Below are 21,967 nucleotides of genomic sequence, written 5' to 3'. Positions count from 1 at the left end.
TACGCGAGCGGCCACGCCCCGCGCCCGCCCATTCCGTCCGGTGGACAGCGGCGGACGACGGGAACGGCGGGCAGCGGGAACGGCGGGCGACGGGACCGGCGGGCACCGGGGCGGCGGGAGCGGCGGGCGGACGCGGGGCGGGAAGCGGCGAGGCCGCTCCTCAGCCGTCGTTGACCGTCAGCATGCGGTCGACGACCCGGGCGGCGGCCCGGCCGTCGGACGGTTCGCAGAAGTCCACCCGGAACTGGGCGTACTTCTCCTTGTACTCCTCCGTCACCGCGCCGATGTTCCGGATCGCGGAGACGAGGTCCTCCGACGTCTTGATCAGCGGGCCCGGGGCGCGCGAGGTGAAGTCGAAGTAGAAGCCGCGCAGGGTGTCGCGGTAGTGCTCCAGGTCGTACGTGAAGAACAGCATCGGCCGCCCGGAGTGCGCGAAGTCGAACAGCACCGAGGAGTAGTCCGTGATCAGCACGTCGGCGATCAGGTAGAGGTCGGCGATGTCCGGGTAGTACGTGACGTCCCAGACGAAGCCCTGTCCGGCGCCGGGGATGCTGTCGAGGACCTTGTGGTGCTTGCGGTACAGCAGCACGTGGTCCTCGCCGAGCTCCCGCTGGGCCGCGTCGACGTCGATCTGGTTGTCCAGCTTGAAGCGGCGGCCACCGTAGCGCTGGTCGTCGCGCCAGGTCGGCGCGTACAGGACGACCTTCTTGCCCGCGGGGATGCCGAGCTTCTCCCGTACCGCCGATGCCCGCTTCACCCGGTCCGGGGCGTGGAAGACGTCGTTGCGCGGGTAGCCCGCCTCCAGCACCTCGCACTCCAGCCGGAAGGAGTTGGTCATGATCGGGGTGGTGAAGGAGTTGGGCGTGATGAACAGGCTGTACTGGCGGGAGCGTTGCGGCAGGCTCGCGATGTAGGCCAGGTTCGCCTTCGGAGTGCCGAGGAGGTCGGCGCCGATGCGCTTGAGCGGGGTGCCGTGCCAGGTCTGGACGACGACCTGGCCCTCGCGGCGGACGAACCACTCGCGGATGCCGCCGTTGGTGACGACGTAACGGCTGCGGGCCAGCGCCTCGTACCACTCCTTGCTGCCCCACTCCACGCCGCGTACCCCGGGCGGCAGGACGACCTGCTGGTCGTGGACCATCGCGATGTGCTCGACCTCGGTCCCGCGGCGCACCAGTTCCTCGTAGACGGCACGCGGCGAGTCGGAGAACTGCTTGCCGCCGAAGCTGTTGTAGAGCACGGCTTCGCGCAGCGGCAGCGCGCGCTGCTCGGGGGTGTACACGTCGCGCATCAGCCGCTGGCGGTAGGCGCCGCGCAGTTCGGGGTCGAGGACCGGCCCGGACTCCACGAAGATCCGGTCGAAGTCCAGCCGCTCCACGGTGTACGTCCGGTGGGCGCCGCGGTGGGTCAGCGGCACGGTGTCGACGAGGTCGGGGCGGATCGTGACGGGGATGTCGCGGGTGTGGTCCCATTCGGCGCGGGCGCGCAGGAAGGGCAGCCAGCGCCCGGCCCGCAGGGGCAGGGTGCCCTCGTACGCGGGCATGCTGTCCGGTGTGACGCGGGCGGTGAACCGGCCGTCCTCGAACTCCGCGGGGAGCGGCCGGTCCTCGTTGCGGCCGGTGTGGCGCAGGATCAGCTTCATCGCCCCGGCGGGGCCGGTGTACGTACCGGAGAGCACCAGTTCGCCGTCGGCCGACCACTCGACGCGGTCGACGACCGGCTGGGTGGACCGCAGCTGCGGGGTGAAGTTGCCCGCTCCGTCGGTGAGGACGGCGAACTCCAGTCCGCCGGGGAGCGGGTGCACACCGGTGGCCGGCCGCTGTCCGATGGTGGCGCGGCGGGTGGTGCCGTCCTCGAACACGATGAGCGCGCGGTACTTCCTGGCCCGGCCGGGGGTGACCCCGTCGACGGGGAGGTCCGCGAAGGACAGGCGGGCGGTGTGGCGGACCCAGCCGTCGGCGCCGGTGTCGCCCTTCTCCAGCGGGAGGTCGGTGGCGTACCCGCTGGCCTCGTGGTCGATGCGCAGCGCGGTGGGCTTCTTGCCCGTGGCGCGGGAGCGGAGCGTCACGGTGAGGGTGTCGGCGTCCGCTTCCTGGGCCTCGACCTCGGCGGGGACGACGTCCACGGTGAGCTTCAGCCGGTTGCGGTCGAAGCCCGCGACGAGCCGTACGCCGTCGTCGAGCACGTGGACCTGGCTGTGGCCCGCGGCGCCCGCGTTGTTCTTGGTCACGCTGCCGACGGACATGCCGCCGGGGCGCGGGATGCCGACGCCCAGGCGCCAGGTGCCCGGCTGCCACTGGCCGCGGGTGCGCAGGCGGGCCGGGTCGATGCCGATCTCGAAGCCGGACCAGTCGTAGTTGTGCAGGGCGCCCTTGGCCTCGGCGGTCGCCCTGGGCTCCTGGACGGTGCGCACGCGCAGCGGGAGGGTGCTCCGGCTGCCCTGGCGCCGCAGGACGGCGACCCGCAGCGAGCGCTTGCCGGTCGCGGAGGGGACGTTGGGGATGTACGCGTACCCGTGGACGACCAGCCGGCCGTCCTTCCAGGTCAGGTCCAGCAGCTTGCCGCGTACGGGCAGCTCGCTGCGGTTGAAGTTGCGCACGGTCGGCGGCAGCGAGGAGTTCTCCAGGCCGGGCAGCTCGATCCGGGCCCGCCGCAGGCCCCTGACGGAGAAGGCGCCGGGGTTCTCGCGCTCGTAGTGGAGCAGGCCCTCAAGCTCGTCCCCGCGCCCGCTGGCCGCCAGGTGCCACTTGACCCGGGCCATCGGCGAGAACTTGCGGACGAGCTTGGGCGCGGCCTGTGCCAGGAAGTCCTTGGCCGCGCTGTGGAAGGCGGGACGTTCCTCGACCGGGGTCTCCGGAAAGTACTTCATGAGCCGACTGAGCTCTTCGGGAATCGCTTCGAGGGACGCCACGGCGGGAGGGCCTTTCCGGGGGGACGTACAGAGGTGAACCCCAGGAAGACGGGGCGTAAATGAGACGCCTACAACGGTCTCATGGTTGCCCCACAGTATGACGTGACACCAGTCACAGGATCGACCCGCCCCCGGCACTTACGGGACGGGCCTCCGGTGGTGGACCGCCGTACCGCGCGCGAGCGCGAACCCGCCGCACCGCGCCCGGAGTTGAGCGCGGTGCGGCGACTGTCAGGCGCGGCGGGCCCGCGGTGCGCGCAGGGCCGCCAGCACCGTACGGCGGGCCTTGCGGACCACGCGCCGGGCGAAGGACACAGCGGGCCGCGGCTCCGGCGGCAGGATCCGCTCGCCGCCGACCCACTCGGTCACGGTCACCGCGTACGCCTCGTCGGGCAGTCCGGAGCCGTCCCCGAAGTGCGGATACGCCAGGTAGAGCCGGGCCGGGTCCGCCCTGCGGACGAGTTCCGGGTCCTCCTTGGCCCGCAGGAAGCGCAGGACGTCGAGCAGCAGGTCGAGCCGGCCCTTCGCCACGCAGACCAGCCGGAGCCGCTCGTGGACCTTGAGGCGGTGCGCGAGCCCCGGTGTCCAGTAGGACTCCATCAGCGGGGCCGCGAGCGCCATCTTCTTCCGGTGGACCGCGGCCGTCTGCTTCAGCATTCTGGGGCCGAACTGCGGCAGCAGGGTGATGACGAACGGCCGGACCATCAGGGCGTCGCGGCGGGGCCCGGCGGGCACATGGGTGGCGATGAGCCCCATCAGCGCCCTGGCCGAGTCGAACCGCAGGACGTAACCGCCGCTCTTGGTCACGTGCTTGCCGTCGTCACGGCCCACCAGGTAATAGCAGGTGTAGTCGGCGACGACGGAGACACCGTTGCCCCGCAGGTACGCCTCCATGGTGAAGAGCGCGTCCTCACCGGTCTTCAATTCCTCGTCGAATCTCATCCCGAGCCGCACGAGAAGCTCGCGCCGGAACAGCTTCTGGGCGCTCAAGGTGAATTTGATGTTGGAGGAATACAGGTCGGCACGCTCGACCGTCTCCTTCCACATCGACTTGGCCGCGCCGCGATTGACGCCGACGATCTTGCCGAGCACCACATCCGTACCGGCCCGGTCGCCCATCGCGACCATGCGTTCCAGGGCTTCCTCACCGAAGTAGTCGTCGGCGTCGAGGAAGAAGACGTACCGGCCGCGGGCGAGCCCGAGGCCGACGTTACGGGGCCCACTGGGCCCGCCGGAATTGGCCTGCCGGATCACTCTCATGGGGATGTCGGTCCGGGCGGCGAACTTCTCCAGGTACTCCCCCGTACCGTCCGTGGAGCCGTCGTCGATCGCGACGATCTCCATGCGCCCGGCGCCGAGCGTCTGCGCTTCGACGGACTCCAGACAGCGGACCAGGTAGGGCATCGCTTCGTAGGCGCCGATGATCACGCTGACATCGGGCTCGCTGTTCTTGGTCGGCATTTCGGCCATGCTGCACACCTGTCGATTTGATCATGATTGAGGACCAATTGTCCGACTATCACACTTGATGTGCATCAACATGCCGAACGGCCCGTACGTCTCTCCGGAGAGAGAGACGTACGGGCCGTTGCGGTGGTTGCTCTATTTTCGGCCAGTTTTGACCGTCTTTGCCAGCTGGTGAACGGAATCGACCGGGTCGGTCTGAACAACCCGGTCGGCCCAGTCGGCCGTGGGGCAGTCGGCCGTGGGGCAGTCGGCCGTGGGGCAGTCGGCGCACGGCCGCGGTGCGGTCAGCGCACCACTGTGGGGACGGTCAGCGCACCGTCGTGGGCCCTGCGGCGATCGGGGCGTCGCCGCCGGGCGCGCCCACCGCGTCCGCGTCGGCCGTGGTCGCGGCCTCCGCGAGGATCTCCGCCTCACCGGTCCCGGCGCCGCTGGAGACGGCCTCCCGGTCGGGCTGTGCGACGACCTGCTCGGAGACGCGCTGCGCGACGCCCGCGTTGCGCGCCTCGGCCTTCGCCGCGAGGGCCACCACCGCGGCGTTGAACTGCTCCATGGAGGTCGGCTCGTCCGGGCCCAGGAGGTAGCTCTTCAGCTCGCGGCGGGCGTCGGCCAGCGCGTCGGCCGCCGGATCGGTGACCGCTTCCAGCAGCTCGCCGATCTCCTCGGCACTGTTGGACAGGATGACCGCGGCCCGCACGGCGGTGTTCTGCCGCTTGAACTCCTCGGCACCGAGCCGGGCGGAGTCGGTGACCGCGTACGGCTTGCCGCTCGCGATGAAGTCGGAGACCACGCTGGAGATATCCGAAACCATCGCGTCGGACTCGTTGAAGCAGTCGTACAGCTTCGGCTGGGCGCCGGACACGGTCCGGTGCTCCCACCAGCCGAACGAACGCCAGTAGGCGTCGTCCCACTCGGCCCGCAGGGCGGCCGTCTCGGCCTCTTGCGCGGGGTCGGCGAGCGAGACCCGCGACTCCTCCGCGTCGTCGCCGCCGGACCGGCCGGGCGCCGAGAGCGCGGTGAGGCGGGCTTCGATCCGGGCCAGCTCGGCCTTGGCCGCGCTCTGCCCGGCGGCGGCCGAGGCCGCCTCCTTCGCCCAGCGGGGTTCGGCGGCACGCTCGGCCGCCGCCTGGTCCAGCATCGCCTTGATCCGCGCGTTGACGGCCTTGGCCTTGGCGCTGCGAATACCGGTGAAGGGGTGCGGCTTGTAGATGATCCGGACCGGACGGTCGGCGGCCAGCAGCCGCCGCACGATGTTCTCGCCCGCCAGCAGCAGGGAGGTGTTGCCCGGGTTGTCGTCCCAGCCCTCCCAGGTGGGGGCGTACAGCACGGTCGGTACGGCGTTCTTCGTGGTGCCGGTCCAGCTCTCGATGGGCGCCAGCTGCGGGCGTCCGACCTCGACGATGTCCTCGTCGCGGATGCCCACATCGGCCAGGGCGTACCGGTCGCGGCCGGCCCGGCCCGCGGTCCACACCTCGTCGTACACCTTGGAGTACGGGTTGACGCTGGCCAGCTTGTCGCTGTCGCCGTGGCCGATGAAGACGTGCTTCATGGTCGGGACCCGCAGCATGTGGATGTTCTTGCCGACATTGGCGGGGTAGAGGCAGACCCGCACGGTGGAGAGGTCCAGGTTCATCAGGTGGGTGCCCGCGGGGACACAGATCACCGGTACACCGGTCTCGGCCAGCTGCGGCACCAGACCGCGCTCACGCATGATGATCAGCGGGCGGCCCTCGACGCGCGCCATCGTGTCGAGCCACATGTTGCCCTGGTACGCCGACTCGTTGGAGCCGGAGAAGTAGAGCACGACGGTCGGCTGGTACTCACGCAGCCAGGTGTCCACGGCCTTGAGCACGGCGGGGGCCGGCGGGACCAGCCGGCCGCGACGCAGGTACGGGACGAGCACCGCGTTGTACAGAACGGCCAGCACCAGCGTGATCGCGGCGCCCACGTAGCCGATGACGTCCTTGCCGGTCTCGGCGGCGATCAGTATCCCCACGACGGCCGGGATGTCGAGGTGGAGCATCTTCTCGGCGGGGCGGTGCAGCAGCACGTTCGGCGGGGCGTCGGGGATGCGGACGGCGTGCAGGTCCACGTTGCGGGTGACGACCGGCATCGTGCGGCGCATCCGGATCAGGGTGGTCAGGGCGCCGTGCGGGGCCTGAAGTCCGTAGAAGATCAGGAAGCAGGCGACCGCCGTGTAGAAGAGCGGCTCCTCCGCGAGATCCAGCCGGGCCAGCAGCAGGATGACCATCAGCTGGCGGAGCAGGAAGCGGATGGGCAGTCCGGCCCGCACCTTGCCGAGCCGGTTGACCAGATAACTCCCCCGCTGGTGCAGGTACCAGTCCGCGACATACGTGAGCGCCCCGGCCGCCGCGAAGAACCAGATATTGGGGAGAAGAGCGGCGACCATGACGCAGGGATATCCCAGCCCCATCAACATTGCTGCCGCCAGTTCCGACCTGCTGCCCACACGGGCCAGGCGAATGGCTGTCGAAATCACGAAGAACCTGCTCCAGGGGGGTGCCGGTTGATTCACCTATTGAGGGAAATGTGAAGGTGCGGCTTCACGCATTCGGGCCTCTGCGATCGCGCTAAGCGATCACAGAGGCCCGGAAAAGCACAATTTTCAAGAATTATTACACATCTTCTTGACGATCAAGCACCGAGGCCAGTGCCTGCTCGAACCCGGAGGATTCGGCGGCCTCGCGCGTCGGGTCCTGCTGCCGTACGTCGATGACATGGCCGGTCAGCGCGGAGAGGAGCACGTCCAGCGAGGTACGCGCCACCGCCTCCGAGGAGAGCAGCGAGCCCTCGGGCTCCTGGCCGAACGCCTTGGTGCGCATCGGCGTCGCGGTGCGCTCCGGGTTGACGCAGTTGACGCGGATGCCCTCGCCCGCCCACTCGTCGGCCAGCGCCTGGGTGAGGTTCACCATCGCGGCCTTGGTGGAGGAGTAGAGGCTGTACTCGGCACGGCCCCGGGTGTAGCTGCTGGAGGTGTAGAGCAGCAGCTGGCCCTTGGTCTCCGCCAGATACTTGTACGAGGCGCGGGCGATCTGGACGGGCGCCAGGTAGTTGACGTTCAGCGCTTCCTGGATCGTCGTGTTGTCGGTCTCGGCCAGCTTGCCGATGCGCAGCACGCCCGCGGTGTTGATGACGTAGTCGACGCGGCCGGTCTCCGCGTACGCCTTGGAGAGCGCGTCGTCGACGTGCTCCGGGTTCTCGACGTGCGTACCGGTGGTGGAGCGGCCCAGCGCGTACACGCTCGCGCCGTACTGCTCGGCCAGCTTGGCGATGTCGGCGCCGATGCCGTACGAACCGCCGAAGACGACGAGGGTCTTGCCGGAGAGCAGCTCACGGTAGGCGGCCTCGTCGGCCTGGCGCGGGGCGGCGGTGGAGGCCAGCTGGAAGAGCTTGTCGGTGATGAAGACGTCGACCGGCTGGGTCACCTTCATGTTGTACTCGTCGCCCGCGACCACATAGATCGGCACGTCGGGGAGGTACTTGAGAACCACCGAACAGTCGTCGGTGGCCTGGAAGTTGGGGTCTCCCGCCGCGATCCGGTACGCCTTGCGGATCGTGGAGAGCTTGAACGCCTGCGGGGTCTGCCCCCGGCGCAGCCGGGACCTGTCGGGCACGTCGGTGATGAACTCGCCGTCCCCGCCGTGGGTGCGGGTCACGATGATCGTGTCCGCGGAGGGGATGGCGACATCGACGGCCTCGTAGCGGCCGAGTGCGTCGACGCAGTCCTTGATGACGCGCTGTGACAGGAGAGGCCGGACCGCGTCATGGAAGAGGACGTTGCGGTCCTCGCCCTCGGCGAGGCCCTCGCCGAGCGCCGCGATGGCACGCTCGGTGGTCTCGTTCCGGGTGCTGCCGCCCTCGATGATCCTGGTGACCTTGGTGAGCCCGGCCTTGGCGACGATCTTCTCGACCTCGGGCACGAACCCCGGCGCCATCAGCACGATCACATCGTCGATGCCCTCGGCGTTCTCGAAGATGGTCAGCGTGTGCTCGATGACTGCCTTGCCGGCGATCTTCAGCAGCTGCTTGGGGATCGACAGTCCCACGCGCTGACCGGTACCACCGGCGAGCACGACTGCTGTGGTCCGGGGCTTGGCTTCATGCGGCACAGACACAGACGACCTACCTTGCTATGACGAGGGAACAGTGTGATGGTCGCACTCTCCGTGACCGTCTCGCAAGGCGGACGTCGATCGTCGCATGCCCTGCGGATACCCGCAGTTCACGGCCTGGCCAGGGAGGTTGGGCTTCACAGGGCCGGTACGCGAGGTGACCGAGCCCACAGAGGTGTTGCGTAATCCGCACATCTACCGCACGGATACCGGCCGTCACCAGGCAATTCCCGGTGCGGTACGGGCCAATGGGCGCCGCACGGCGGGCGGGACTCCTTCACGGACCGGTCGGACCGGGGCCGGACCGGACAGAACAGGTCCGTACCGACGAGCGGATCCGTACCGATGACGAGCCGGTCCCACACGGCGGACCCGTACCGATGACGAACCGACCGCGCACGGCAGACCCGGGCCCGGACCGGCCGGGCCCCGCCGCACGATGCCTCTCGCGGCGGGGCCCGGCCGGTCGCTCCGGCCTAGAAGGGGTCGAACTCGTCGTACTCCTTCTGCGCGTCGTCCCGCTCGGAGTCCCGGTCCCGGCGGCGCTGCGCGGCGGGCCGCGGCTCCTCCAGGCGGTGGTCCTCGCCGCGGCGGCCCAGCATCTCGGCGCCGGCCGTCACGGTCGGCTCCCAGTCGAACACGACCGCGTTCTCCTCGGGGCCGATGGCGACGCCGTCACCGGCGCGGGCGCCCGCCTTCATCAGGGCGTCCTCGACGCCGAGGCGGTTGAGCCGGTCCGCGAGGTAGCCGACGGCCTCGTCGTTGTTGAAGTCGGTCTGCCGGACCCAGCGCTCGGGCTTCTCGCCGCGCACGCGGTAGATGCCCTCGTCGTCCACGGCCACCTGGAAGCCCGCGTCGTCGACGGCCTTCGGGCGGATGACGACCCGGGTCGCCTCCTCCTTCGGCTTGGCGGCGCGTGCCTCGGCGATGATGCCCGCGAGCGCGTACGAGAGGTCCTTGAGGCCCTTGTGCGCGATGGCCGAGACCTCGAAGACGCGGTAACCGCGGTCCTCCAGCTCCGGGCGGATCATGTCGGCGAGGTCCTGGCCGTCGGGGATGTCGACCTTGTTCAGGACGATGACGCGCGGCCGGTCGTCGAGACCGCCGTACTGCCGCAGCTCCTCCTCGATGATGTCGAGGTCGGAGACGGGGTCGCGGTCCGACTCCAGCGTCGCGGTGTCCAGGACGTGCACGAGCACCGAGCAGCGCTCCACATGGCGCAGGAACTCCAGGCCGAGGCCCTTGCCCTGGCTGGCGCCCGGGATGAGCCCGGGGACGTCCGCGATGGTGTAGACGGTCCCGCCCGCGGTCACGACACCGAGGTTCGGTACGAGGGTGGTGAACGGGTAGTCCGCGATCTTCGGCTTCGCCGCGGAGAGCACGGAGATCAGCGAGGACTTGCCCGCGCTCGGGTAGCCGACGAGCGCGACGTCGGCGACGGTCTTCAGCTCCAGGACGATGTCCCGGTCCTCGCCCGGCTCACCGAGCAGCGCGAAACCGGGCGCCTTGCGGCGGGCCGAGGCCAGCGCCGCGTTGCCGAGGCCGCCGCGGCCGCCCTGACCGGCGATGAAGGTGGTGCCCTGGCCGACCAGGTCGGCGAGCACATTGCCCGCCTTGTCGAGGACGACGGTGCCGTCGGGAACCGGCAGGACCAGGTCCTGGCCGTCCTTGCCGGAGCGGTTGTCACCCGCACCGGGCTGGCCGTTGGTGGCCTTGCGGTGGGGGCTGTGGTGGTAGTCCAGCAGCGTGGTCACGGCCTGCTCGACGACGAGGATCACATCGCCGCCGCGCCCGCCGTTGCCCCCGTCGGGGCCGCCCAACGGCTTGAACTTCTCACGGTGGACGGAGGCGCAGCCGTGGCCTCCGTTACCCGCGGCGGCATGCAGCTCGACGCGGTCCACGAAGGTGGTCATGGTTGGTGCCTCCAGGTACTGCGGAAAAATACGGGATTGTCTCTGTCGTAACACGCCGAGGGCGGACCCGCTTCCCCGTTTACCGGGAAAGCTGAGATCCGCCCTCGGAAGGTGCTGTGTGTCGCTCTGCGTGCGCCGAAAAAAGATCAGACGGCGAGCGGAACGATGTTCACGACCTTGCGGCCACGGTGCGTACCGAACTCCACCGCACCGGCGGTCAGCGCGAACAGCGTGTCGTCGCCGCCACGGCCGACGCCCGTGCCCGGGTGGAAGTGGGTGCCGCGCTGGCGGACCAGGATCTCACCGGCGTTGACGGCCTGACCGCCGAAGCGCTTCACGCCGAGCCGCTGAGCATTGGAATCGCGCCCGTTCCGAGTGGACGATGCGCCCTTCTTATGTGCCATGTCTCCTCAGTCCCTTACTTCGCAGCCGCGGGGATACCGGTGACCTTGATCGCCGTGTACTGCTGGCGGTGACCCTGGCGACGGCGGTAGCCGGTCTTGTTCTTGTAGCGAAGGATGTCGATCTTCGCGCCCTTGTGGTGGTCCACGATCTCGGCCTGAACCTTGATCCCGGCCAGGACCCACGGGTCACTGGTGACGGCGTCGCCGTCGACCACGAGCAGCGTAGAGAGCTCTACGGTGTCGCCGACCTGGGCGGTGGGAATCTTGTCAACCTCAACGATGTCGCCGACAGCTACCTTGTGCTGGCGACCACCGCTGCGCACGATGGCGTACACGCGGATCTCTCTCTCGCTCGGAACGGATCCCCTGATGCCAGCCGCTCGCACGGGCCGGAGCCCGGGACGATCCGGAAGGATGAGCGGCCTCTCCCGTGACGGACGGCGCGAACGCCGGCCGGGTCCGGAAGGGATGTGCTCAGGGGTAGGTGCGTACAGAAACACACCGAGGGTCAAGGTTACGGGGCGGGGTACGGGGGGGTCAAACCGGGCCGGGACCGCCGGGCGACGCCCCGCGCGGGCCGGGCGTGGGGCGGGCGCGGCCCGCTCGGCGGCGGACGGCGGAGCGACCGCCACAGCAGTCACCGTACGTGTTCACCTCGTCGCGACCGTGGCGTCGCGGGCCCTCCCGCGGCCTCCGCCCTCAACAACGGCGGCGTCGCGGTGAAGCGCGAAGCGGCCAAGGCCCTGGACGCGAACACCAAGGAAGCGCTGGAGACCGTCCTCACCACGACGCGGTACACCGCGCAGCAGGAGGACGACCGGGTGGCGGTCTTCACCATCCTCGGCCCCGCGTCGCCCGAGGTGAAGAAGTACGCGGAGCGCGCCCTGGAGGACGGGTCCCCCGAGGCGATCCGGCTGTTCCCGTCCTGCGGCCAGTACATCGCCCGTGCTCGCGACGAGGAGACCGCGACCATCGAGCAACTGGTCGAGATCGTGGAGCAGGAGGGCAAACGCGCCCCGCGGACGACGGACAAGGCCGTCGCCTTCTCCGAGCGCGCGAAGGAACCCGCCGAGAAGGCCAAGGCCGCCGCGCTCAAGGCCGCGGAAGAGGCCAAGGCCGCCCAGAACGACGTCCGTAAGTCGGCCAACGCGGCGAATTCACCAGCACCGGTACCGGCATCAAGGCACCCGTACTGCACTGGTCCGGCAGCGTGATCCGACCGTATGCCCTCACGCCTTCCGGGGAATGGAGGATCGTATGCTCTGCGGCATATCCGCTCTCCGGAAGGCGCACAGTACGTGAACTACAGGATCCAGCCCACCGCCCAGGTCGATGAGACCGCCGAGATCGGCAACGGCAGCAGCGTGTGGGAGCTCGCCCAGATTCGCGAAGGCGCCAAGCTGGGTGAAGGATGCGTGATCGGCCGCGGCGCCTACGTGGGTACGGGCGTGCAGATCGGCAACAACGTCAAGCTTCAGAACTACGCCTTGGTCTACGAGCCCGCCGAGCTCGGCGACGGCGTCTTCGTCGGTCCCGCCGTCGTCCTCACCAACGACCACAACCCGCGCTCCGTCGATCCCGACGGCAAGCAGAAGCGCGGGGGCGACTGGGAGGCCGTCGGCGTGAAGGTGGCCGAGGGCGCGTCGCTCGGTGCGCGTTCCGTCTGCGTCGCCCCGGTGCGGATCGGACGCTGGGCGATGGTGGCCGCAGGTGCGGTGGTCACCAAGGACGTGGCGGACTTCGCCCTGGTCGTGGGTGTACCGGCCCGGCGGATCGGCTGGGTGGGCCGCAGCGGGGTGCGTCTCGTCGAGCGAGCGGGTGAGCCCGGCGTATGGGAGTGCCCGCAGAGCGGTGCGGCTTACCAGGAGACGGACGGAACGCTCACCGAGCTGTGATCGTCATTCCCGCTGTGTGAGTGGTCACCCGAATCGTCGGGCGGCCCAATATGCCCTGGCCCTGGACGTCGGTGTATCAATCGAAAGACAGGCGACCGGCAAACCCACCGCTGCCCAAGCTCAGCACAATATGGGCTACCGCTCGGGTAAGCTCACCATCACCGCACCTTCAGGAAAGGTCCCACATCCCATGCCGCCTGGTCAACGTGAACGCCCGCTGCGCGTTCTCTACCTCGCGTATTTCTTCCCGCCCAGCCGCGCGAGTGGTGTTTTCCGGGCCAGGGCGACAGCAAATCATTTTGCTCAGGCCGGCTGGGACGTATCCGTCTACACGGCTCCGCGAGAATTCTTTGAGACATATCTCGGGAATGCCTGCGACCCTTCGCTCGAAGAAACGGTCGACCCTCGCATCAACGTGACCCGCCCTCCCATGTCCTACTACGGCTGGGAAAAGGATATCCGTCAGTACGGCAAGCTGCGCCGAAACTTCCCGACGGTGTCCGCGAGTCTCTACAAGATGTTCCAGGGCAAGGCGATTCCCGAACACTACGCGACCTGGATTCCTGGAGTCATCTCCAGCGCCATGAAGGCACACTTCAGGAAGAAATTCGACCTCATCATAGCCACGGGAAACCCTTTTGCGTCCTTTGTGGCCGCACAAGCATTGGGGCGCCTGCTCAAGGTACCTTATGCGGTGGATTATCGGGATTCCTGGACTTTCAACCAGTTCACCGAGACGCTGAAATTCGCGGAGGGCAGCAAGGCGTTCGAGTGGGAGGCCAAGGTCCTTCGCGACGCCGCCGAGATCCTCTATGTGAACGACGGAATGCGGCAGTGGCATGCCGATCGCTATCCGTTCGCGTCCGATCGCATGACCGTGGTTCCGAATGGCTGGGAGCCTGAACTCCTCGGCGTGAGCGAATACGTGCCGCCGAGCGAGAACCGCCCGTTGCGCTTCGGCTACCTGGGCACAGTGACCTCCTATCTGCCGCTTGAGGAGCTATTCGACGGATGGCGCCTCGCCCGCAGCCACCCGCTGCTGCAGGATGCCGAACTCGACATTCATGGCCACCTCGGATTCTTCCCCGGCGATGCGACTCCCCTGATGGAGCGGATTCCTTTGGAGGAGGACCTCGGCGTGCGCTACCACGGCGCCTTCGAGAAAACCGACGGAAAGGCGCTCTACGCGCAGACCGACGCGCTGGTGTTCTGTGTTCCCGGCGCGCGTTATGTCACTTCCGGAAAAATCTTCGAGTACATGGCATCGGGCAAGCCGATCGTCTCGGTGCATCAGCCCGATATCGCGGCCGCTGAAGTCCTGGAGGGCTACCCTCTCTGGTTTTGCGGAAAAGAACTGACGGCGGAAGATGTCGCCCAGTCGTTCATCGCGGCGGCCAAGGCCGCGCGTGCGGTGGACCGCTCCCAGTACGCGCTCGCTGTGAAGCACGCCCACTCGTACACCCGCGCTGCCACGCTGGGGCCATGGGAAGAACGCATGCGTCAGCTGGTGGAGGAAACCCGATGAGCGCGAGCACACACGTCCTTTATCTGGCGCTCGGCGAATCTCGCGTACGGGCCACGCGCGCGCATGTCGAGAGCCTGACGGCCCAAGGCCGCGATGTCGTTCTGGTCATCGCCGATCGCGAGGAATGGAACGACCTGCCCGAGAATCCCCGTGTACGGGTGATCCGGGCCTCGCGGAACAGAAAGGGGGCCGCCTGGCGCGCCGCACGCGGCATCATCACCTCCAGGAACGGACCCCTGCGGCACGCGGACCTCCTCGTCGCAGGTGACGCACAGGCGCTTCCGGCGGCGTGGGCCGCCCTGCGACGGCGTCCGGACCTCGACTTCCGCCTGGAGCCGTACGCGGAGTCCGGCCGGCCCACCGAGCCGGCCGACCTGGCGGTCGTCACACCCTGGTACCCGTCGCCGAACAATCCCTTCGCCGGGGCGTTCGTGCAGGCGGCCGTCAAGGCCGTGGCGGGCGACTACGAGCGCATCTCGGTCCTGCACACCGAGGACTGGGCCGGCAAGGCCGACCCGGCGCTCGAGGACGCCATCAAGATCACCTCGGACCGGCTCCGGGATCAGCATGCCCTGATTCCGGTGCTCGACACTCCGGAGGGTGCCGTCACCCGGGTCCCCGTACCGTTGACCACCCGCCGCCGCTACGCGAATTGGGCCGGAGCTCAGACCGCCGCGCTCCGCCGGGCGCTGCCGACCGGCCGGATCGAAGCCCCCGTCATCCACGCTCACACCGGGATCTACGGCGGAGTGCTGGCCATGCGCCTGGCCCGGCCCGACGCGCGCATCGTGGTGACCGAGCATTCGAGCTTCCTGGCGAAGGTCTTCAAGCAGTCGGCCAGTCGCAAGCTGTACGACCAGGTGCTGCACCGAGCCGATGAGTTCCTGTGCGTCAGCACCTATCTGCGCGACCAGATCGTGCAGGAGTTCCCGCATCACGTCGGCAAGATCCGCATCGTGCCGAATGTCATCAACTTCGAGCAGTTCACACCCGAGGCCAAGCCCTCCGAGAAGCTGCTCAAGTGGCTGTATCTCGGCCGGCTGATCCCGACCAAGGGCGTGAGCACGCTCCTCGAAGCCTTCGCGGAGGTCGCCGGGTCCGAGCCGGAGGCCACGCTGACCATGGTCGGCACCGGCAGCCTGCGGGAGGACCTGATCGCCCGGGGCCATGAACTCGGGCTGGGAGACCGGTTCCGGGTCCTGGCGCCGGTACCTCCCGAGGAGGTCAACAAGCTGATGCACCAGTACGACCTCCTGGTGCACCCCAGCCACTTCGAGACCTTCGGCATGACCGTCGTCGAGGCCAACGCGGCGGGCCTGCCCGTTCTGGTGACGCGCAGCCACGGACCCGAAGACTCCCTGGAAGGCATCGAGGAGCTCGCGGGCGCGTTGATGGACGTGGACGAGGACCCGAGCATTATCGTCACTGCTTACTGGGGCCTGCGTGAACGCTACTCCGGCCTCGACCTCGCGAAGGCGCGCGCGACTCTGGTCGGGAAGTACAGCCGCGAGGTCATCGGCCATCAGCTCGTGGAGCTCTACGAGGGCCGGGCGCCGGCCATCGAGCCCGCCGTCGAGGAAGTGAGCCGCAACGCCGGGCCCGCGGTGGCGTCCGGCGCCAAGGCGGCGTCCCTCCCGGCGAAGACCGGGACGAGCGCCGTCGTGGCGGACGCCGTTCCCGGCCGGGTGGTCCTGCTTGCCTTCACACCCGCCCGTGCGCAGGCCATCGCCGAGTTCGCCAACTTCCTTGCTGCCAGGGGCGTCCAGATCGACCTGGTGACCGCGCGGAAGGGCACCCTGGCCCGTGCCGCACTCGACAGTCGTGTACGCCTCGTCGACGTGGAGCCCGCCGAACGTCGGCTGGTGATCCCCCGCGGAGAACGGTTCGTCGTCTACCGGGTGCCGCGCGCGGTTCTCAAACGAGCCGACCGACTGGCCAAGAAGCACCAGGACAAGCTCGCACCGGAACTGGCCGTGAAGGCCGCCAAGCGCGCTCACAGCAGGATGGCGGACGGCTTCCACAAGAAGGTGTTCCAGCCCAGCTACAGGACGATACGTCCCCGCGTCTTCGCCAAGATCGCACAGCGTAACGCCCTGGAGCAGCTGGAGCTCGACCAGACGGACCATGTGTTCGTCTGCGACACGAACGCGACGCTGACGGGGTGGCGGATAGCACGGGCTCACCCCCATCTGAACGTCACCACCCATTTGTCCCACGCCTTGTTCGAGCACCTTCCGGTCCTCGACAAGCCCTGACGCCCGTACCCGTAAAAACATCAGGCGGGCGGCCCCTTCCCGTGGGAAGGGGCCGCCCGCCTGATGTTTTTCGAGAATCCGCTCGGCCGGGCTCAGCCGCCGATGACGACGCGTCGAACGCCTTCCCAGTTCGCCGGGTCCGTCGTCCGGCGCCCGTCGACCAGGACGCGTACGTCCGGCAGGTCGGCGGCGGCCAGCTCGCGGTACTCGGCGTGGTCGGCCTGGAGGACGGCCGCGGTGACGGTCTGTCCCTCGTGCGGCACGAGGCCGTGCGCGATCAGTTCCTCGGGCGTGTACATCGGGTCCGAGACGAACGGCATCGCGCCGCGTGCCTTCAGCGCCTCGACGACTCCGAAGACACCGGAGAACGCGGTCTCCTTGACCCCGCCGCGGTAGGCGGCACCCAGCACCAGCACGCCGGCACCGTCCAGGTCGCCGTAGGCGGCGGCCAGCAGGTCCACGGCGTACTCGGGCATCGCGGCGTTGGCCTCGCGGGCCGAGCGCACGACGGTCGCCTCCGGGTCGTTCCACAGGTACATCCGCGGGTAGATCGGGATGCAGTGGCCGCCGACGGCGATGCCGGGCTGGTGGATGTGGCTGTAGGGCTGGCTGTTGCAGGCCTCGATGACCTTCTTGACGTCGATGCCGGTCCGGTCGGCGAACCGGGCGAACTGGTTGGCCAGGCCGATGTTGACGTCGCGGTAGGTGGTCTCGGCGAGCTTGGCGAGCTCGGACGCCTCCGCCGTACCGAGGTCCCAGACGCCGTTGGAGCGCGGCAGGTCCTCGCGGTCGTCGAAGTCGAGCACGGCCTCGTAGAACTCGACGCCGCGCCGGGCGGACGCCTCGTCGATGCCTCCGACGAGCTTGGGGTAACGGCGCAGGTCGGCGAAGACCCGGCCGGTCAGCACGCGCTCCGGGGAGAAGACCAGGTGGAAGTCCTCGCCCGGGGTGAGACCGGAGCCCTCGGCGAGCATCGGCGCCCAGCGGGTGCGGGTGGTGCCGACCGGCAGCGTGGTCTCGTAGCTGACCAGGGTTCCCGGCTTCAGCCCCGCGGCGATCGCCTTGGTGGCATTGTCCATCCAGCCGAAGTCCGGGGTGCCCTCGGCATCCACGAAGAGCGGGACGACGACCACGACGGCGTCGGACGCGGCGACCGCGGCTGTGGTGTCCGTCGTCGCGGAGAGCAGCCCGGCGCCCACCGTCTCCTTGAGCTTGACGTCCAGGTCGTGCTCGCCGGGGAACGGCTCGGTGGCCGCGTTGACCAGCTCTACGACCTTCTCGTTGACGTCCGCGCCGATGACCGTGTGGCCCTTGGCGGCGAACTGCACGGCGAGCGGAAGCCCGATCTTGCCGAGCGCGACTACGCAGATGTTCATCGGTGTTACTTCCTCTTCCGACCGGACAGCTTGCGGCGCAGCCGCGCCAGCGTCCCGGACTTGGTCTCCCACAGCGGGGCCGTCGTGATCACGAGCCGGCCCTTGGTGTTCGGATTCGCGGCGACGCGATACGGGACGACTCGGCCCCATCTGCGTGCCAGCGGCATCGGCAGCCCGTCGGTGCGTACGGGGATCTCGTACGTCGAGCCCGCCACGTCGGCGTAGACCCGGACTCCCCGCTTGGCCTTGACGGGCCGGATCGGGATGCGGGCGCTCAGCAGGGTCCCGCGGTCGTCGCCCACGGTCTCCCTGACGAACTCGCCGACCGCCTCGGGGCGTCGGGCGTCCTTGGACATCCGCAGCGCTCCCGGTTTGTCCGCGCTCTTGGGCATCGCGCCCTGGGCCAGCGCGACCACGGCCGAGGACGTGTCGCCGATGATGCCGAGCCGCACCTTCAGGGCGAGTGACAGCTCCGCCCCGTCCTGCTCCCACGCGGCCGACTCCAGCTCCGTCCCCTTGGAGAGCCTGCCCGGCACCGCCTCGCCCAGCACCTCGTAGAAGCGGTCGGCCAGGCCGACGGCGTCGTCCCGGAAGCCGGGGTAGGAGGCGAAGGCCCGGTCGCCCTCCAGGAAGAAGGGCGGTGCGCCGTGCTCGGTCTCCTCCGCGATGGCGCGGCTGAGCTCGTCGACGGCACCGCGCTGGGCGAGGCCGAAGCGCACCCGTCGCGTCACTCCCGTACCGTCACGCAGTCCGTCGGTGTAGTACGCGTCCACCAGGGCGGCCAGACCCTCGCACACCAGGCGCTTGGTGCCGGTGTCGAGGGCGGGGAAGTCCTTCTGCAGAAGCTTGGACAGCTCCCAGTCGAAGTGCCGCTTGAAGACGGCGTCGCGCTGCGGTCCGGGCTCGATGAGACCGGCCGTGTGCTTCATGATCTTCGTGGTGCACCGGAGCCGGGCCAGATGATCGGCCCGGTAGGTGATATTGCTCGCGTCGCCGCGCTTGACCGCGTAGTAGTACGTGTAGTCGGAGAGCACGGAGATCTTGCGGGCCCGGACGCACGCCTCGATCGTGAACGGCTGGTCGCTGCCGACCGGCAGGTCCTCCGGGAAACGGAGCCCGTGCTTCTCCACCAGTTCGCGGCGGAAGAGCTTGGTGTTGGCCAGCGTGTACGGAAGAGCCGACTCATAGAGGCTGATATCCGGATTGTTCCCGGAATACAGCTTCTGGTGGACATAGCGGCCGTTCGTGCCGACCATCTTGCCGATAACCACATCGGATTCATGCTCGTCGGCGCAGGACACCATCCGTTCCAACGCCTCTTCACCGAGATAGTCGTCGGAACCGATGAAGTAGACATAACGTCCGGTGGCGATCTCCAGGGCCCGATTACTGGGAGCGGCCGGCCCGCCGGAATTCTCCTGGTGAATGACCTTGACCGTGTCCGGGTAAAGCGCCGCGAAACGGTCCAGTTCCTGCCCGCTGTCGTCGGTGGACCCATCGTCCACCGCGATCACTTCGAGCCGTTCCCGTCCGATGCTCTGCCCCACGAGCGAATTCAGGCACTCGGTGAGATACGGCATGGTGTTGTAGACGGCTACGACGACGGTGACAGCCGGTTCGGTCAACTGGCCACACCCTCAAGCGGTGCGTCCAGGGCCTTCAGCGATACCGCGAGTCCGGTCGACGCCGATTCGAGCACGGCGGCGGCCACCTCGACGGTACGCAGGCCCTGACGCAAGGTGCAGATGTCGGACGGCTTGCCCTGCACGGCGTCCCGGAAAAGCTCGTGCTCGACGAGCAGCGGCTCACGCTTCGGGATGGCGTAGCGGATCATGTCGCCCTCGGAGACCCCGCGGAACGCGCGCAGCGCCTCCCACTCGGTGGTCACCGACGCGTTCGAGTGGAACGTGAGGTCGGCGGTGAGGGTGTCGGCGATGAAGCAGCCGCGCTCACCGGTGACCGAGGTGAACCGCTCCTTGAGCGGGCTCAGCCAGTTGACCAGGTGGTTGACCATCGTGCCGTCGGAGAGCTGGCCCACGGCGGAGACCATGTCCTCGTGCGGGCGGCCGGACTTCGACACGGTGTGGGCCGCGATCGAGTTGTACGTCTGACCGGTCACCCACCCCGTCAGGTCGATGTCGTGGGTGGCGAGGTCCTTGACCACGCCGACGTCGGCGATCCGGTGCGGGAAGGGTCCCTGGCGCCGGGTCACGACCTGGTACACATCGCCGAGCTCACCGGCCTCCAGCCGGGTGCGCAGCGAGCGCAGGGCCGGGTTGCAGCGCTCGATGTGGCCGACACCGGCCACCAGGTCACGCGACTCGAAGGCCTCGACGAGGCGGCGGGCACCGTCGACGGTGTCCGCCAGCGGCTTCTCGATCAGCGCGCAGACACCGGCGTCGGCCAGTTGCAGGCCGACTTCCTCGTGCAGTCCGGTGGGACAGGCCACGACCGCGTAGTCGATGCCGAGGCCGATGAGTTCCTCGACGGTCGACAGGACGGGTGCGCCCTGCGCCCAGCCGTTCTTGTCCCCCATCGGGTCGACGACGCCGACCAGGTCCACGCCCTCCAGGCCGGCGAGCACCCGGGCGTGGTGGCGGCCCATGGAACCGAGGCCGACGAGCCCGGCCTTCAGTACGGCGGTCACAGGTTCTCCCCCAGCGCGTTCACGGCGGCGGCGATGCGCTCCAGGTCGCTCTCGCCGAGCGACGGGTGGACGGGCAGCGAGACGACCTCGGCGGCGGCGCGCTCGGTCTCCGGAAGGTCCCAGGTGCGGCCGGCCTTCTGGTCCGGCTCCCAGTACGGCTTCAGCCGGTGGATCGGCGTCGGGTAGTAGACCGCGTTGCCGATGCCCGCCTCGGTGAGCTTCGCCATCGCGGCGTCCCGGTCGCCCAGCACCCGGATCGTGTACTGGTGGTAGACGTGCCGGGCGCCCTCGGCCACCGGCGGGGTCACCACGTTCGGGGCGGTGATGTGCGCGTCGAGGTACGCCGCGTTGGCCCGGCGCCGCTCGGTCCAGCCGTCGAGCTTGGTCAGCTGTACGCGGCCGACGGCGGCGGCCACGTCCGTCATACGCATGTTGGCGCCGACGATCTCGTTGGCGTACCGCTGCTCCATGCCCTGGTTGCGCAGGAGGCGCAGGGTGCGGGCGATCTCGGCGTCGCCCGTGGTGACCATGCCGCCTTCGAGCGAGTGCATGTTCTTGGTCGGGTAGAAGCTGAAGGTGCCGCCCGCGCCGAACGCGCCGACCGGGGTTCCGTTCAGCGCCGCGGCGTGCGCCTGGCAGGCGTCCTCGACGACGGCGAGCTTGTGCTTGTCGGCGATGGGCATGAGCTTGTCCATGGCCGCCGGGTGACCGTAGAGGTGCACCGGCATGATCGCGGCGGTGCGCGGCGTGATCGCGGCCTCGACCGCGGCCGGGTCGAGGCCGAAGCTGCCCGGCTCGATGTCGGCGAACACGACATCCGCGCCGACCAGGCGGACCGCGTTCGCGGATGCCGCGAAGGAGAAGGAGGGGACGATCACCTCGTCGCCCGGACCGATGCCCAGGGCGAGCAGCAGCAGGTGAAGTGCCGATGTGCCGGAGTTCACGGCGACACAGTGCCGGCCGTCGACCAGGTCCGAGAAGCCTTCTTCGAAGGCCGCGACCTCGGGCCCCTGGACGACGCGGCCGCTGCGCAGCACGCGCACCGCGGCCTCGATCTCGTCTTCCCCGATGACGGGGCGGGCAGCAGGAATCGGCTGCTCGTTGATGCTCGTCATGGACGTCCTCCTTGAACACCGCAAGAGCTCTTGACAGGCAGAGGTCTGGGGTGCGGGGACGTCTCACGAGGCCGCGCCCAACCCCACCGGCGCAATGCCGACGCCCTGCCGAGGATTCTGGGTCCGGTCTGTCCATCACCGGGCCGGTCACCGATTGTAGTTTCTGTTAAGAACAGATTCAGGACAGCGACCGCCGTCACATTATCAGGGATTTCTCGGCCGATTTCGGGCCTGTTAACCCGTGCCTGCATCAGTTCTGAAACAAAACCCGTGTCCCGCCCCAAAGCGATCGGGGCGGGACACGGGAGATGAACTACCGGTTACGGATT

15 protein-coding genes are annotated in these 21,967 nt (G+C 68.9%); 4 read left to right on the top strand and 11 right to left on the bottom strand.

Annotated features, from left to right (window positions below; all coding sequences use genetic code 11):
* Positions 1–160 precede the first annotated feature (160 nt).
* The 7 genes from OG413_RS18760 to rplU all read right to left on the bottom strand — a co-directional run bounded on the left by OG413_RS18760 (position 161) and on the right by rplU (position 11,160).
* Positions 161–2,911, bottom strand: coding sequence for a CDP-glycerol glycerophosphotransferase family protein (locus tag OG413_RS18760; RefSeq protein ID WP_266807009.1), 2,751 nt, complete (start codon positions 2,909–2,911; stop codon positions 161–163).
* 231 nt (positions 2,912–3,142) lie between these two features.
* Positions 3,143–4,381, bottom strand: coding sequence for a glycosyltransferase family 2 protein (locus OG413_RS18755; protein WP_266807007.1), 1,239 nt, complete (start codon positions 4,379–4,381; stop codon positions 3,143–3,145).
* Positions 4,382–4,685: 304 nt separating this feature from the next.
* Positions 4,686–6,815: a hypothetical protein gene (locus OG413_RS18750; RefSeq protein ID WP_266810234.1), complete on the bottom strand. Its 2,130-nt coding sequence runs from the start codon at positions 6,813–6,815 to the stop codon at positions 4,686–4,688.
* A 196-nt stretch (positions 6,816–7,011) separates the two neighbouring features.
* The gene (locus OG413_RS18745) at positions 7,012–8,511 is read right to left on the bottom strand and encodes a bifunctional cytidylyltransferase/SDR family oxidoreductase (RefSeq protein ID WP_266807006.1); all 1,500 of its coding nucleotides are present in this window, start codon (positions 8,509–8,511) and stop codon (positions 7,012–7,014) included.
* 473 nt (positions 8,512–8,984) lie between these two features.
* Complete coding sequence (gene obgE / locus OG413_RS18740; RefSeq protein ID WP_266807004.1) at positions 8,985–10,421, bottom strand: GTPase ObgE; 1,437 nt, start codon at positions 10,419–10,421, stop codon at positions 8,985–8,987.
* A gap of 146 nt (positions 10,422–10,567) precedes the next feature.
* The gene (rpmA, locus tag OG413_RS18735; RefSeq protein ID WP_015608479.1) at positions 10,568–10,825 is read right to left on the bottom strand and encodes a 50S ribosomal protein L27; all 258 of its coding nucleotides are present in this window, start codon (positions 10,823–10,825) and stop codon (positions 10,568–10,570) included.
* A 14-nt stretch (positions 10,826–10,839) separates the two neighbouring features.
* Complete coding sequence (gene rplU, locus OG413_RS18730) at positions 10,840–11,160, bottom strand: 50S ribosomal protein L21 (RefSeq protein WP_073723125.1); 321 nt, start codon at positions 11,158–11,160, stop codon at positions 10,840–10,842.
* A gap of 135 nt (positions 11,161–11,295) precedes the next feature.
* Between rplU and OG413_RS18725 the strand changes: the two genes are divergently transcribed.
* The 4 genes from OG413_RS18725 (at position 11,296) to OG413_RS18710 (ending at position 16,500) form a co-directional block, all read left to right on the top strand.
* On the top strand, positions 11,296–12,039 hold the full coding sequence (locus tag OG413_RS18725; RefSeq protein ID WP_266807001.1) for an ALF repeat-containing protein: 744 nt from the start codon (positions 11,296–11,298) through the stop codon (positions 12,037–12,039).
* 84 nt (positions 12,040–12,123) lie between these two features.
* Positions 12,124–12,720: an acyltransferase gene (locus OG413_RS18720; protein ID WP_266807000.1), complete on the top strand. Its 597-nt coding sequence runs from the start codon at positions 12,124–12,126 to the stop codon at positions 12,718–12,720.
* Between the two features lie 16 nt (positions 12,721–12,736).
* On the top strand, positions 12,737–14,245 hold the full coding sequence (locus OG413_RS18715; protein WP_266806998.1) for a glycosyltransferase: 1,509 nt from the start codon (positions 12,737–12,739) through the stop codon (positions 14,243–14,245).
* The gene (locus OG413_RS18710) at positions 14,242–16,500 is read left to right on the top strand and encodes a glycosyltransferase family 4 protein (protein ID WP_266806997.1); all 2,259 of its coding nucleotides are present in this window, start codon (positions 14,242–14,244) and stop codon (positions 16,498–16,500) included. Before OG413_RS18715 ends, OG413_RS18710 begins: the two co-directional genes overlap by 4 nt.
* Before the next feature lie 92 nt (positions 16,501–16,592).
* Here the strand turns inward: OG413_RS18710 and OG413_RS18705 are convergent, their stop codons facing one another.
* From OG413_RS18705 to OG413_RS18690, 4 genes are read right to left on the bottom strand one after another with little or no spacing between them, the layout of a single operon-like run.
* On the bottom strand, positions 16,593–17,876 hold the full coding sequence (locus tag OG413_RS18705; protein ID WP_266806995.1) for a nucleotide sugar dehydrogenase: 1,284 nt from the start codon (positions 17,874–17,876) through the stop codon (positions 16,593–16,595).
* Positions 17,877–17,881: 5 nt separating this feature from the next.
* Positions 17,882–19,501, bottom strand: coding sequence for a glycosyltransferase family 2 protein (locus OG413_RS18700; RefSeq protein ID WP_266806993.1), 1,620 nt, complete (start codon positions 19,499–19,501; stop codon positions 17,882–17,884).
* The gene (locus tag OG413_RS18695; protein WP_266806991.1) at positions 19,498–20,523 is read right to left on the bottom strand and encodes a Gfo/Idh/MocA family protein; all 1,026 of its coding nucleotides are present in this window, start codon (positions 20,521–20,523) and stop codon (positions 19,498–19,500) included. The genes OG413_RS18700 and OG413_RS18695 overlap by 4 nt, the downstream gene beginning before the upstream one ends.
* The gene (locus OG413_RS18690) at positions 20,520–21,638 is read right to left on the bottom strand and encodes a DegT/DnrJ/EryC1/StrS aminotransferase family protein (RefSeq protein ID WP_266806989.1); all 1,119 of its coding nucleotides are present in this window, start codon (positions 21,636–21,638) and stop codon (positions 20,520–20,522) included. Before OG413_RS18690 ends, OG413_RS18695 begins: the two co-directional genes overlap by 4 nt.
* Positions 21,639–21,967 lie beyond the last annotated feature (329 nt).

It is taken from the genome of Streptomyces sp. NBC_01433 (assembly GCF_026340105.1).
Taxonomy (GTDB): domain Bacteria; phylum Actinomycetota; class Actinomycetes; order Streptomycetales; family Streptomycetaceae; genus Streptomyces.
This window is presented reverse-complemented; position numbering and strand designations above follow the sequence as displayed.